Source organism: Campylobacter ureolyticus ACS-301-V-Sch3b, assembly GCF_000413435.1.
Lineage (GTDB): Bacteria > Campylobacterota > Campylobacteria > Campylobacterales > Campylobacteraceae > Campylobacter_B > Campylobacter_B ureolyticus_A.
In genome coordinates this window covers 93,153-106,518 of the sequence record NZ_KE340328.1, presented here as the reverse complement: position 1 = coordinate 106,518, position 13,366 = coordinate 93,153, and the positions used below count along the sequence as shown (strand labels likewise).

Below are 13,366 nucleotides of genomic sequence, written 5' to 3'. Positions count from 1 at the left end.
GTTAGGATAAATTTTATGGATGTTAGAAAGGCATATTTAGATTTTTTTAAAAGCAAAGGGCATGAGGTTGTTCCAAGTGCCGCGTTAGTACCAAATGATGACTCATTACTTTTTACAAACGCGGGAATGGTTCCGTTTAAAGATATTTTTACAGGAAAAGTTCCTCGCCCTACTCCACCAATTCGAACAAGTTGCCAAACTTGTATAAGAGCTGGTGGAAAGCACAATGACCTTGATAATGTCGGATACACCGCAAGACATCATACTTTTTTTGAAATGCTTGGAAATTTTAGCTTTGGAGAGTACTTTAAAAAAGAAGCTATTTCTTATGCGTGGGAGTTTATAACTGAGGTTTTAAAACTTCCTAAAGATAGGCTTTATGTAACAGTTCATGAAAGTGATGATGAGGCTTATGAAATTTGGCAAACTCACATTGATAAAGAAAGAATTTATAAATTTGGAGATAAAGATAACTTCTGGGCCATGGGAGAAACTGGACCTTGTGGGCCATGTAGTGAAATTTTCTATGATCAAGGAAGTGAGAAATTTCACTCTGATGAAGATTATATGGGTGGCGATGGTGATAGGTTTTTGGAAATTTGGAATTTAGTTTTCATGCAATTTGAAAAAGATGAAAAAGGAAATGTATCAAAACTTCCAAAACCAAGCATTGATACTGGAATGGGACTTGAAAGGGTTGTTGCTATAAAAGAGGGAGTTTTTAGCAACTTTGATAGCTCACTTTTTATGCCAATAATTAAAAAAATTGAGAGTTTAGTAGGTGTTAAATACGAATACGACAAAGGAGCAAGTTATAGAGTTATCGCAGATCATATAAGATCAACTGTGTTTTTACTAGCTCAAGGCACAAACTTTGATAAAGAGGGTCGCGGATATGTTTTAAGAAGGATTTTAAGAAGAGCTGTAAGACATGGATATTTACTTGGGTTAAAAGAGCCATTTATGTATAAATTAGTAGATATTGTGTGTGAAGTTATGGGTTCACACTACTCTTACTTAAATGATAAAAAAGAGTTTGTAAAAGAGCTTATAAAACTTGAAGAAGAAAGATTTTATACAACAATAGCATCTGGAATTGAGCTATTTAATGAAGAGCTTAAAAACACAAAAGATATTTTTAGTGGCGAAGTTGCGTTTAAACTTTATGATACTTATGGCTTTCCACTTGATTTAACTGCTGATATGCTAAGAGAGTCAAATTTAAAAGTTGATGAGGCTAAGTTTGATGAACTTATGAAAGAACAAAAACTCCGCTCAAAAGCTAGTTGGAAAGGAAGTGGGGATAAGGCAAAAACAGAAGGTGACTTTAAAAATCTTTTAGAAAAATTTGGTAAAAATAATTTTGTTGGTTATGAAAAAATAGAATGTGAAGCTAAAATTTTAGCTATTTTAGATGAAAATTTTAAAATAATAGATGAACTTAAAAATGGTGAAAATGGCTGGATAATGCTAGATAATACTCCATTTTATGCAACAAGTGGCGGACAATGCGGCGATAAGGGCACTATTAGCAAAAGTGAAGTTTTAAAAACTGAGAAATTTTTTGATCTAAATTTATCTTTTGTCAAAGCAGCTGAGAATTTCAAAACAAATCAAATAATAAAAGCCGTTGTTGGATACGAAAGAGAGATGATAAAAAGAAACCACAGTGCTACTCACCTACTTCACGCAGCATTAAGAAAAGTTTTAGGAGATCATATATCTCAAGCTGGAAGTAGCGTAGAAGCAAGTAGATTAAGATTTGATTTTACTCATCCAAAAGCTATGAGTTTTGAAGAGATTAAAGAAGTTGAAAATTTGGTAAATTTTGAAATCTTAAAAGCTATTCCTGCTAAAACTGAAATTCTAGAACTAAGTGAAGCTAAAAAAAGTGGTGCAATTGCTTTATTTGGAGAAAAATATGCAAGTAAAGTAAGAGTTTTAAGCTTTGGTGATTTTAGCAAAGAACTTTGCGGTGGAACACATGTAAAAAACAGTTCTGAAATTGGAGCATTTTTAATTACAAAAGAAAGTGGTGTAAGTGCTGGAGTTAGAAGAATAGAGGCAATTTGCAGTAAAGAAGTGATAAACTACACAAACCACTTAAGAGATGAGTTAGAGACAATAAACTCAGAGCTTAAATCAAACGAACCACTTATTGCCATTGATAAGCTTAAAAATGAGATAAAAGAGCTTAAAAACGAACTTAAAAAAACTTCAAACAATAAAGAGCTTGAAATTCATAATATAAATGGAGTAAGCGTCATAGTTAGCAAGTTTGATGGCGATATAAAAACTAAAATTGATGAGCTTAAAAACAGATATGAAAAGGTTGTAGTTTTACTTGAAAATATCAAAGATGATAAAATCACACTTTGTGCAGGAGTTAAAAATGCTCCTATAAAAGCTGGGGATTTAGTAAAACAAACTGCTTTAATTGTCGGTGGAAATGGTGGCGGACGAGATGACTTTGCAACAGCTGGTGGAAAAGATATCTCAAAAAGCAAAGAAGCTTTGAAATTTGGTCTAAAATATATAAAGGAAAAACTATCTTAACAAACGAAATTGATAGCTCATTTGCAAGGATAGGCCATATTTTGCCGTTTTTGCATATTGTTTCTATCGTAGTACTTATAACTTTGCAAGGTTTAATAATCTGTATAACTAGGTTTTTAAATTTAGAAAAAAATTATAGTTTTATTTTTAAATCTTGCAAAAATTTAGCAATTGCCTTTTTTATAACATTTGGAGTTACAGTATTAACTGGTTTTTTACTCTCTCAAAATGGAGATTTTAAATTTTCAGATCCAATGATAGAAAGTGTTATAAATACAAAATATGCAATTGCTTTTTTACTGCTTTGTAATTTTAGCTATATAATTTATAGATTTTTCCTTGCAAAAGAATGTTATAAAAAAGCCGAATATGATGAGATGAACGAGCACTTAATAATTGCTGTAAATTACTTTATAGTCCTTGATATTGTGCTTTTACTTATAAGCACATATTTAGGAGTTGTTATAGTGAGTTTTAAATGATAAATTTAGCCTCAAGCTCAAAGACTAGAGCAAAAATTTTAAAAGATTTTGGATTTGATTTTAAACAAATTTTGTTTAATTATGATGAAAGCTATATTATAAAAAAAGAGCCTTTAACTTATGCCTATAATGTTGTTTGTGCTAAATATTTACAATTTAAAAAAGTTTATCCAAATTTGGAAAATTTACTTTTTGCCGATAGCTCAGTTGTAGTTGATAATGAAATTTTTGGCAAAGCAAAAAATGATGAAGATGCTTTTTATATGCTTAAAAAACAAAGCGACAACGAAGCAAGCGTAATAACAGCTATGATTTATGAAAACAAAAAACTCAAACTTATAAATTTAAGCATTACAACTTTTAGATTTAAAAAATTTGATGAAAAAGATTTAAAGAACTATATTGATAAAAAAGAATATGTTGGAAAAGCAGGAGCAATGATGATAGAAGGTTTTAATAAAAAGTATATTGTATCACAAAAAGGAAATACAAGCACAGCAATGGGACTAAATGCTGAAATTTTAAAGGCTTATGTATGATAATTAGATTCATTTTTGGTTTTATGACGGTGTGCGTTTTTGCAGCTGGTGGGATATTTATGTATTTTTATACAGAAGTAAAACATGATATGAATGCTATCATTAACTATCATCCAAGACTTACAACTGAAATTTATGATAGAAACAATAACCTCATAGCAAATGTATTTGATGAAGAAAATAGAGTTTATGTAAAATATGATGATATTCCTGGACGCGTCATAGAAGCCCTTGTCGCCATAGAAGATACAAATTTTTTTGAACATAAAGGGATAAATGTTGAGGCTATTTTTAGAGCAATTATAAAAGACTTAAAAACCATGAGTTTTACACAAGGAGCCTCTACTTTAACCCAGCAACTTATAAAAAACATAGCTTTAAGCAATGAGAAAAAAATCGATAGAAAGATAAAAGAGATAATTTTAGCTCTAAAACTTGAAAATGAGCTAACAAAAGAGCAAATTTTAGAAAGATATTTAAATGAAGTTTATTTTGGGCATGGATATTACGGAATTAAAACTGCAGCTTTAGGATATTTTAGAAAAGATTTAGATGAACTTAGTCTAAAAGAAGCAGCAATACTCGTAGGACTTCCAAAAGCACCAAGTAGCTATGATCCAACAAGGCATTTAGATCTATCTTTATCAAGAGCAAATAGAGTTGTTGAGAGGATGTATGAAATAGGCTGGATAGGAAGAAATGAATATGAGCTTGCTATGAATGAAGAGCCTACTATTTACGATGATAGCCTAACTAAAAACAAAGCTCCTTATGTTGCAGATGAAGTTATGAAAGAAGCTTCAAGATTTTTGCCTGATATAAAAACAGCTGGATATAAAATTTACACAAGTGTTGATTTAGAAGTTCAAGGTTTGGCAAGAGATGCCCTTATTTGGGGATATAATGAAATTTTAAAAAGAGATAAAGATGCAAATGAAAGTGTGCTAAATGGCGCAATCGTTGTAACAAATCCAATAAATGGTGATATTTTAGCTCTTGTTGGCGGAGTTGATTATCAAAAAAGTAATTTTAATCGTGCAACACAAAGTCAAAGACAAACTGGATCAAGCTTTAAGCCTTTTATTTATCAAATTGCCCTTGATGAGGGTTATTCACCAGCTAGTGAAATACCAGATATTCCAAGAAGCTTTAATGATGGCTCAAACAAAGAGTGGACGCCAAAAAATTTTAGTAAAAACTATGAAGGCTACATAACTATGCGAAGAGCACTTTTAAAATCAAGAAACTTAGCAACTGTAAATTTAATGCATTCACTTGGTGTTAAAAATGTAATTGATAAGCTAAAAGAAGCTGGTTTTAGAAATTTGCCATACGCACTTTCAGTTTCTTTAGGAAGTTATGGAATTTCACCTTTAGAATACTCTAAATTTTACTCTATATTTCCTGGTGGTGGGGTTGCTACAACACCTAAATTTATAGAGAGAGCAACTAGTTTTAGTGGTGTTGAAACTATTTTTAAAGCTGAGCAAGCTTCTGTTACAAAACCAGAGCAAGCATATTTAATGGTTGATATGATGAAAGATGTGGTAAATGAAGGAACTGCGAGAAACGCAAAAGTTAAAGGTATAGAAATAGCTGGAAAAACAGGTACCTCAAATAACAATATTGATGCATGGTTTTGTGGATATACGCCTGAGATTTTAGTTATGATATGGTATGGAAATGACAACTACAAACCTATGAGATATGTTGAAGTTGGTGGTAGAAGTTCAGCCCCTGTATTTAAAAAGTTTATGGAAAACTACTTAACAATTCACCCAGAAACAAAAAGAAATTTTAACGCTCCAGAAGGGGTTTATCATAAAATTTACAAAGGAAAAGATGAGCTTTATACCACAACTTCACCACTTCCATATCAAGATACACTACCACTTGATTTAGGATATGAAGATGGAACTGGTGGTGGAAACTCACTTTTATTTTAAGACAAAGCTCCAAAAAATTTGGAGCTTTAATAAATAATTACTCTATTCTTTTTCCTGCATCAGGAGTAAATAAAGGTTTTCCCATAAGTTTAAAATCAGCTATAAATTTTTGAGCTTCATCGCTTACTATCCAATTTATAAACTCTTTTGCATTCTCATAATCAGCTTTTGGACAGTTTTTAGTATTTACAGCCATTACTGAATAGAAATTCTTCAAACTTTCATCACCTTGGCTTATAATTTCCATATTTGAGTTGCCTTTTAAACCATCTTCGTATTTTATAAAGGTTCCTCTATCGGTTAAAGTTACACCTTTTTGCTCAGCAGCTATATTTATAGTAGCTATCATTCCTTGTCCTGTTTGATTATACCAACTCTCTTTTTCAGGCACGTCCCCAGCTACTTTTTTCCAAACAGAAATTTCTTTATTGTGAGTTCCACTCTTATCACCACGACTAAAGAATTTAATCTTTTCATCTTTGATAATTTTAAAGATTTCAGGCAAATCTTTATCTTTAAATTTATCAGCTAAAGATTTATCAGCAACTAAAATAAAGTCATTATACATAACAGCTGTTCTATCAACACCATAACCATCATCTACAAATTTTTTCTCAACTGCAGGTGAGTGAACAAATAAAATATCTGCATCGCAGTTTTTACCCATTTCTAGTGCTTGACCTGTTCCAACAGCAACCCATTTTAGTTCAACTCCAGTTTTATCTTTATACACAGGAGCAATGGCATCTAGCAAGCCAGTATTATCAGTGCTTGTAGTTGTTGCCATAACTAAATCACTATCTTTTGCATTTAATGACAAAGCAGTTATAAAACTAAGTGCTAATAAAGCTAATTTATTTTGCATTTTCTATCCTTTTAAATAAATTTTGAAATATTTTATCATATTTTAATTTAAAATGTTTAAATTTTGCACATTAATTATAATTTTTCAGCATATATAAAAGAAATTTTAAATAAACTTATAAAATATTTCAAAATATGTAAAAAAGGGAAATCTTGGATTTTATACTAGATGGAATTTATGAAGCTTTAAGACTTCTTATTACTTTTGATGAAGAGACTTATTTTGCCATTAAAACAACACTTTGTTCATCATTTTTTTCCATCATTATAGCCTTGATTATCGGTATGCCACTTGGATTTTGCTTAGGATATTTTAATTTTTTTTCAAAAAGATTTTTAAGAATTTTAAGCGATACTGGCCTAGCTATGCCAACTGTTGCAATTGGACTTATTTTATATGCTTTGTTTTCAAACAGAGGTCCACTTGGCAATTTCGCTCTTTTATTTACTTTAAAAGCTGTGATAATTGGTCAAATCTGCCTGTCTTTACCAATAGTAATTTCTCTAACTGCAAGCGTGATAGAAAATATGGAAATAAAACATCTAAGACTTATAAAAAGCTATCATTTAAGAGGCTATAAACAAATTTTAACTGTTTTATTTGAAAATAGATATCCTTTAATGGTGGTTGTAGCAACCACTTACGGCAGAATTGTCGCAGAAGTTGGGGTTGCAATGATGGTAGGAGGAAACATTAAATGGCACACAAGAACCATTACAACTGCTATTTCACTTGAGACAAATAAAGGAGAATTTGCAATGGGAATAGCCCTTGCAAGCGTTCTTATAACAATAGCATTTTTAGTAAATTTAGCTATTTATGCTCTAAAAAAGTTTGATAAATGAAAATTTCATATTTAACTAAAATTTATAATTCACATCTTATTTTAGATATAGAAAATTTAAACATTGACACTACAAAAATAATAGGCCTAACAGGCAGTAATGGAAGTGGAAAAAGCACACTTTTAAGAATAATTTCTGGCATTGAAAAACCAACTACTGGAAGTGTTGATTTAAATATTTCTAAAAAAGATATATCGATACTTTTACCTGAACCAATGCTTTTAAAAAGAAGTGTTAGGAAAAACTTTGAATTTGTTTTAAAAAACAATGGGCTTATGCATGAGTTTGAAAAAAGAGTAAAAAAATCTTTAAAATGTGCAGGACTTGATGAAAGCTTTTTGTATAAAAAATACTACGAATTAAGCAGTGGGCAAACTGTAAGAGTTGCTTTTGCTTTAATAATTGCTATAAAAAATAGGCTTATTTTACTTGATGAGCCGACGAATAGTGTTGATTTACAAACCGCAAGACTTTTTAGTAAAGTCATAAAAGAGCTAAATTTAAAACACAATTGTGGCTTTATAATAGCAAGTCATGATGAAAAATGGCTTAGTGTTTTAGCAGATGAAAATATTTATCTATATAATGGAAAAGTTGCAAAATTTGAGTATAAAAATGTGTTTGAAACAAAAAATGGAAAAATAGATTTTGGTCAAAATTTAAACTACAAAAGCCCATTTAAAGAAACAAAAAAAGTAGCTATAGATCCAAGTAAAATCAGACTTGAAAAAACACCATTACAAGGCTTTTATAAAGGACTTTTACACTCCATATCATTAATAAACAAAAATACTTTATTAGTAAAAATAAAATTTGGAGATTATCTTTTAAAATGCCATACTTCTAAGAAACTAGACTTAAAAACTGGCGATGAGATTTACTTCAAAATAGAAGATGATGCTTTTGAGATAATTTAAATTTTAGTGATTTTTAACACATTTAAATGATTGACATAATTAGCAGATATAATCATCTTTCTAATATCTTTATAAAACATAAAATGCACCTTATTGATAAAAATTATTGGAAATATTTGTGAACTAATTTTTAAATATTTTGATAGATGAGCTTTACCATTTAATAGCTTTGGTATTTTTGGCATTTTTTGTGGAACTCCTTTGTAATTTTTTTCTTCATTCCACAACAATACCACAAAAATCTTTTAACATACCTTAATATTACTTTGTATTTTATACCACAACTTAACACAATGAGAGCAATAAAAGTGCCTAAAAATAAGGCTTAAATAATACTTTATGATACATAAGAGGATTTTATAAGTAATTCGTTGGATGCCTTAACTGGATTCGAACCAGTGTTAGCTGATCCAGAGTCAGCAGTTCTACCACTAAACTATAAGGCATCAAAAACTTTGATTATACTATTAAAAAAATAAATTTTTTATAAATTTAAAATTTTATTTAGATTTTTAGCAAGTTCAATTTTTTTAATATCGCCTATGACTTTATATTTTTGAAGCTCTTTGCCATTTTTAAAAAATATTAAAGCAGGTGGTCCAAATATTTGAAATTCTTTCATCAGTTCTAAATCATCCTTGCTATTTTTCGTAACATCAACTTTTATAAGCTCAAAATTTGATAAAATTTCAGAAATTTCTGCCAAATTTAAAGTATCATCTAACTCTTTACAGTTAACACACCAAGTAGCCCAAAAATCAATTAAAACTGGTTTTTTACTACCCCTAACGACTTCTTTTAATTCATTTAAATTTGATACTTTTTTAAAATTTAAATTTTCTTTTAGTTGGCTTTTAAAAGTATTATTAAGTGGATTAGTTAGACTATTTGAACCGCTTGCAAAACCAATTATTAAGACAACTGAGTAAATTATCACCACTAAACTAAATCCAAATTTGAATTTTTTAAAGATGGCACTATCCTTTTTTACAGGAAATAAACTTACACCAAAAAATATACCAAGAACTCCGTATAAAAGCAGGCTTAAATTTGAACTTATTAGTCTTGAGAGCATCCAAACCGCCATAAATAACATAATAAATCCAAAAATTTTACTTATCTCATTCATCCAATATCCAGGTTTTGGTAAAAACCTATTAGCTCCAAGTCCTATCAGCAAAAGTGGCATTCCCATACCAAAACTCATTATAAATAATGCACTTCCACCAAGTAATAAATTACCGCTTTGAGCTATGTAGACTAATGCTCCAGCAAGTGGTGCAGCCACACAAGGGCCAACTATCAAAGCTGATAAAAAACCCATTATAAAAACCCCAATTAGCCCATTTTTACTCTCACTTTTTTTACTAATTTTACTTTGAAGTGAAGCAGGAAGCTGTAACTCATAAAATCCAAACATACTAAAAGCTAAGACTATAAAAATTAAACTAAATAAAATAATAACCCAAGGAATTTGTAAAAATCCTTGAACGCTGGAGCCAAAATATGTAGCCAAAATACCAGCAATAGAATAAGCTAGCGACATAGCAAAAACATAAATAAAACTTATTAGAAAAGCTTTTTTATTATTGTTTTTACTATTTTTACATTTTGAAACTATAATAGATGATAAAATCGGAATCATAGGAAAAACACAAGGCGTTAAAGCCAACAAAAGTCCATACCCAAAAAATGTTATTATAGTGATAAAAAAATTATTGTTTTTTATATCTGATGAAATTTTATTTTCATAATTTTTATTATTATTGCTAACTTTTTTATCTTTAATTTTTGATATTTTAAAGCCATTTTCAGTTTTTGAAAGATTAAATTTTAAATTTTGAGGATTGTAGCAATATCCATCATAAGCACAACCTAAAAATTTAAGCGTTATAGTTGAATTGTTTAAGATCAAATTTGATGGTATAAAAAGAGTAAAATTTTCATCATAAATCAAATACTCTTTGTGTTTTTTAGGCTTTGGTAAATCTAAAATTTTTGTAATATTTTCACTTCCTAAAAACACCTTAAACTCATCTTCATAAAGATAAACACTTTTATCTATAGCTATATCAAAGCTAATGCCAGAAGAACCAGCTTTTTCATTAATTTTAAAAGCTTCACTTACATTTACTGGTTCTGCGTTTAAAAAACATATCGTAAGAATAAATAAAAAAATATTTCTTATCAAATTTAACCTTTTATTAAAAATCATGAGATGCATTTTAATATATTTATCTAAATAAAATAAAAATTTTATATTTTTACTGTATAATATAACTAATTTATCACAAGGTCTAAAAAAATGAAATTATACAAAGAAGAGCTTGTAAAGTTACAAATTGAGCTTTTAAAACTTCAAAATCATATAAAAAAACACTCTTTAAAACTTCTTATTATTATGGAAGGAAGAGATGCTGCTGGAAAAGGTGGTACGATAAAAAGAATAACTGAACATTTAAACCCAAGAGGTGCTCGCATAGTTGCGCTACCAAAACCAAGTGATGTTGAAATAACTCAGTGGTATTTTCAAAGATATGTTGCAAATCTCCCAAGCGGTGGTGAAATAGTGATATTTGATAGATCATGGTATAACAGAGCTGTAGTTGAGCCTGTTATGGAATTTTGCACCACCTCACAAACAAAAGAATTTTTAGAAGATGTGCCTTTGTTTGAGCATCTTTTAAGTAAATCGGGCATTAAAATTTTTAAAATTTTTCTTTCAATTGATAAGAAAACTCAAGCAAAAAGATTTAAAGACAGAAGAATCAATCCACTAAAGTCTTATAAAATTTCAACTGTTGATGAAAAAGCACAAACTCTTTGGGATGATTACTCAGCTGCAATTTACAATATGCTTATAAAAACAAGTTCACAAGAAAACCCATGGATGATAATAGATGCTAATGATAAGAAAAAAGCTCGCATAAACACAATAAAATCTATACTTTATAATTTTGAATATGATGGAAAAGAAGATAGTAAGCTTTTAAAACCAGATAGCAATGTTGTATTAAGCGTCGATGATGCTATTAATAAAATAAGTAAAAACAATAAGATTTAATTTTAATATATTAAAGTTCTTCATTGTTAATTTGTAAAGTTTTTTTATTTATAAAATTTTAGTATAATTATCTAAATTTTAATAAAAAGGATAAAAAATGGCTATAAACACAGACCAAATGGATAAAATTCAAAAAGTTTTAGATGCATTAAAAGAATATGCAAATAAAGATGGTGCAAATAACCAAAGAGCTGATCTTTATGAATTTTTATCAAACAAGCTTGGCATAGAACTAACTACAAATTTCACTGGAACAGATGGAAAAAGTAGAATTGCCTATACAGACTTATCAGAAGTTTTATATGTTGTAGAAACTGCTGCTAAAAAAATGTAAATTTTAAGAAGTAAGCCAAAAAGCGGCTTACTTCTAGTAAAAAATTATAAATTTTAAACCTATTTTAAAAGCACAACAAAACTTGTTATGCTTTTAACAAAAACTTTTTACAAACTCACTTTCATCTTTGCATTTCATAGCTTCACTCATTATACAAATTTTATTAGCTCCTGTGTTTAAACAATTCTTGAAATTTGAACTATTTATCCCGCCAAGTGCGTAAATTTCACCATTATAAAATTTTCTTACATCATTAATTAAATTTAACCCCTTTGGGGCAAGATTAAATTTACAATCAGTTTTATAAATATGACTTAGACAGATTGAACTAGCTCCTAAATTTAAAGCACTTTTTACTTCATCTACACTATGAGTTGAGGCTACAATTTTATCAAATTTAACTAAATCACCTTTGTAGATTTCAAGCTCTTTCAGTGGTAACCAGATATTTTTACATTCCAAGCTCAATGCAATATTTACAAATTTATGTATAAAAATTTGCTCTTTAAAACTAGCGCAAGATTTAAAAACCTCATTTGCAAATTTAAAATACTCATTTTCACTAAGTTCTTTTGCTCTTAAAACTACATTTGCACCATAATTTAAAAATTTAAAAACTCTTTTATAAATATTGTCCTCGCAAAGCTTTAAATCAGTAATTACAACTAAATTAGACATAAATATATTCACTCATTAAAGGATAAAATCCACTATTTTCAACGCTTTTGCAAACCTCATCAACACTTCTTTCATCATTTATATTAAATTGTTCATCGCCTATTTTTTTACTATGACCACCAATTCCTACACTTACTCCAGCTGAAAGTTTGTTGGCTGCAATCTTAATGGCATTATCTCTAAATCCAGCTCTTTCCCTAGTTGAAATCGTAATAGTTGCATGTGGCATAAAAAGCCTATATGCCATAACTACTTGCAAAAGCTCTTTTTCATGAACATCGCGTGGGTTTATTCGAGAGTTATTTATAACAGGACGAAGCCTTGGAACTGAAAGTGAGATTTCAACAAACGGATATTTTTGATATATTAAATTTGCATGAAGCGCAGTAGCAAAAGCATCTTTTCTGAAATCATCAATACCTAAAAGTGCACCGAACCCAACACCACGCATACCACCTAAAATTGCCCTTTCTTGAGAATTAAAACGATATATAAAACTCATTTTTTCACCAAGTAGGTGAATTTTTTGATATTTCGAAGGATTATATGTTTCTTGATAGACATTTACATAATCAACTCCGTTTTCATGTAAAAATGAATACTCATCAACATTTAATGGGTAAATTTCAACTCCAACTATTTTAAAATACCCACTTGCCATTTTGCATGCTTTAGCGATATATTCTACATCTGAGTTAACTCTACTTTCTCCTGTTAAAATCAAAATTTCTTCTAAGCCTGTTTTTTTTATATTTATAAGCTCAGTTTTTATAGCTTCAAGACTTAGTTTTGCTCTTTTAATATTATTTTTTGTATTAAATCCACAATAAACGCAATGACTATCACAAAAATTTGATATATAAAGTGGAGTAAAAATATTTATATTCTTACCAAATTTTGCTCTTGTTTCATTTTTACAAACTTCTGCAATTTCTTCTAAACACTCCCCTGCTTCAATGCTTAAAAGCGCTTTTAAATCATTTTGCGTTCTAATTTTAGAATTTAATGCCTTATATATATCATTTTTTGTATAGTTTTTATACTCAATTTTAGAAGTTTCATCTAAAACTATTTTTAAAATATCACTTTTTATATCAATCATGCCGTTTTGATATGCGAATGGATTAGAATTTTTCATAA

At 29.2% G+C, this 13,366-nt stretch carries 12 protein-coding genes and 1 tRNA gene; 8 read left to right on the top strand and 5 right to left on the bottom strand.

The window, feature by feature from the left end; genetic code table 11:
• Nucleotides 1–15 precede the first annotated feature (15 nt).
• Genes alaS through HMPREF9309_RS07825 form a run of 4 tightly spaced genes read left to right on the top strand, consistent with a single transcriptional unit; the run spans nucleotide 16 to nucleotide 5,523 of the window.
• Nucleotides 16–2,556, top strand: a complete 2,541-nt coding sequence (alaS, locus tag HMPREF9309_RS07840) for an alanine--tRNA ligase (protein WP_016647405.1) — start codon at nucleotides 16–18, stop codon at nucleotides 2,554–2,556.
• 41 nt (nucleotides 2,557–2,597) lie between these two features.
• Entirely contained in the window at nucleotides 2,598–3,038 is a 441-nt protein-coding gene (locus tag HMPREF9309_RS07835) for a hypothetical protein (RefSeq protein WP_016647404.1), read from the top strand.
• Nucleotides 3,035–3,577: a septum formation inhibitor Maf gene (gene maf / locus HMPREF9309_RS07830; protein ID WP_016647403.1), complete on the top strand. Its 543-nt coding sequence runs from the start codon at nucleotides 3,035–3,037 to the stop codon at nucleotides 3,575–3,577. Before HMPREF9309_RS07835 ends, maf begins: the two co-directional genes overlap by 4 nt.
• Nucleotides 3,574–5,523: a transglycosylase domain-containing protein gene (locus tag HMPREF9309_RS07825; protein WP_016647402.1), complete on the top strand. Its 1,950-nt coding sequence runs from the start codon at nucleotides 3,574–3,576 to the stop codon at nucleotides 5,521–5,523. Before maf ends, HMPREF9309_RS07825 begins: the two co-directional genes overlap by 4 nt.
• Before the next feature lie 37 nt (nucleotides 5,524–5,560).
• Here HMPREF9309_RS07825 and tupA read toward each other — a convergent pair whose 3' ends face one another.
• On the bottom strand, nucleotides 5,561–6,388 hold the full coding sequence (gene tupA, locus HMPREF9309_RS07820; protein ID WP_016647401.1) for a tungstate ABC transporter substrate-binding protein TupA: 828 nt from the start codon (nucleotides 6,386–6,388) through the stop codon (nucleotides 5,561–5,563).
• Nucleotides 6,389–6,540: 152 nt separating this feature from the next.
• On the opposite strand from tupA, the gene tupB reads away from it, so the two are divergent.
• A complete protein-coding gene (tupB, locus tag HMPREF9309_RS07815; RefSeq protein WP_016647400.1) occupies nucleotides 6,541–7,233 on the top strand; it encodes a tungstate ABC transporter permease TupB in 693 nt (230 codons plus the stop codon).
• Nucleotides 7,230–8,150, top strand: a complete 921-nt coding sequence (gene tupC / locus HMPREF9309_RS07810; protein ID WP_016647399.1) for a tungstate ABC transporter ATP-binding protein TupC — start codon at nucleotides 7,230–7,232, stop codon at nucleotides 8,148–8,150. The genes tupB and tupC overlap by 4 nt, the downstream gene beginning before the upstream one ends.
• A gap of 372 nt (nucleotides 8,151–8,522) precedes the next feature.
• Here the strand turns inward: tupC and HMPREF9309_RS07800 are convergent.
• Both HMPREF9309_RS07800 and dsbD read right to left on the bottom strand, forming a co-directional pair.
• A tRNA-Gln gene (locus HMPREF9309_RS07800) sits at nucleotides 8,523–8,596 on the bottom strand.
• A gap of 38 nt (nucleotides 8,597–8,634) precedes the next feature.
• Entirely contained in the window at nucleotides 8,635–10,341 is a 1,707-nt protein-coding gene (gene dsbD / locus HMPREF9309_RS07795; RefSeq protein WP_016647398.1) for a protein-disulfide reductase DsbD, read from the bottom strand.
• A gap of 114 nt (nucleotides 10,342–10,455) precedes the next feature.
• Here dsbD and ppk2 point away from each other — a divergent pair, with 114 nt between their 5' ends.
• Nucleotides 10,456–11,214 carry a polyphosphate kinase 2 gene (ppk2, locus tag HMPREF9309_RS07790; protein WP_016647397.1) on the top strand — a complete coding sequence of 253 codons (759 nt, stop codon included), beginning with the start codon at nucleotides 10,456–10,458 and terminating at the stop codon, nucleotides 11,212–11,214.
• 97 nt (nucleotides 11,215–11,311) lie between these two features.
• Complete coding sequence (locus HMPREF9309_RS07785; protein WP_016647396.1) at nucleotides 11,312–11,548, top strand: hypothetical protein; 237 nt, start codon at nucleotides 11,312–11,314, stop codon at nucleotides 11,546–11,548.
• A 93-nt stretch (nucleotides 11,549–11,641) separates the two neighbouring features.
• Here HMPREF9309_RS07785 and HMPREF9309_RS07780 read toward each other — a convergent pair whose 3' ends face one another.
• Nucleotides 11,642–12,226, bottom strand: a complete 585-nt coding sequence (locus HMPREF9309_RS07780; RefSeq protein ID WP_016647395.1) for a thiamine phosphate synthase — start codon at nucleotides 12,224–12,226, stop codon at nucleotides 11,642–11,644.
• Nucleotides 12,219–13,364 carry a 2-iminoacetate synthase ThiH gene (gene thiH, locus HMPREF9309_RS07775; protein ID WP_016647394.1) on the bottom strand — a complete coding sequence of 382 codons (1,146 nt, stop codon included), beginning with the start codon at nucleotides 13,362–13,364 and terminating at the stop codon, nucleotides 12,219–12,221. Before thiH ends, HMPREF9309_RS07780 begins: the two co-directional genes overlap by 8 nt.
• Nucleotides 13,365–13,366: the final 2 nt, after the last annotated feature.

Coding starts and splice junctions, on each gene's coding strand:
- alaS (WP_016647405.1), top strand. CDS start 16: ATGGATGTTAGAAAGGCATATTTAGATTTTTTTAAAAGCAAAGGGCAT.
- maf (WP_016647403.1), top strand. CDS start 3,035: ATGATAAATTTAGCCTCAAGCTCAAAGACTAGAGCAAAAATTTTAAAA.
- HMPREF9309_RS07825 (WP_016647402.1), top strand. CDS start 3,574: ATGATAATTAGATTCATTTTTGGTTTTATGACGGTGTGCGTTTTTGCA.
- tupA (WP_016647401.1), bottom strand. CDS start 6,388: ATGCAAAATAAATTAGCTTTATTAGCACTTAGTTTTATAACTGCTTTG.
- tupC (WP_016647399.1), top strand. CDS start 7,230: ATGAAAATTTCATATTTAACTAAAATTTATAATTCACATCTTATTTTA.
- ppk2 (WP_016647397.1), top strand. CDS start 10,456: ATGAAATTATACAAAGAAGAGCTTGTAAAGTTACAAATTGAGCTTTTA.
- HMPREF9309_RS07785 (WP_016647396.1), top strand. CDS start 11,312: ATGGCTATAAACACAGACCAAATGGATAAAATTCAAAAAGTTTTAGAT.
- HMPREF9309_RS07780 (WP_016647395.1), bottom strand. CDS start 12,226: ATGTCTAATTTAGTTGTAATTACTGATTTAAAGCTTTGCGAGGACAAT.
- thiH (WP_016647394.1), bottom strand. CDS start 13,364: ATGAAAAATTCTAATCCATTCGCATATCAAAACGGCATGATTGATATA.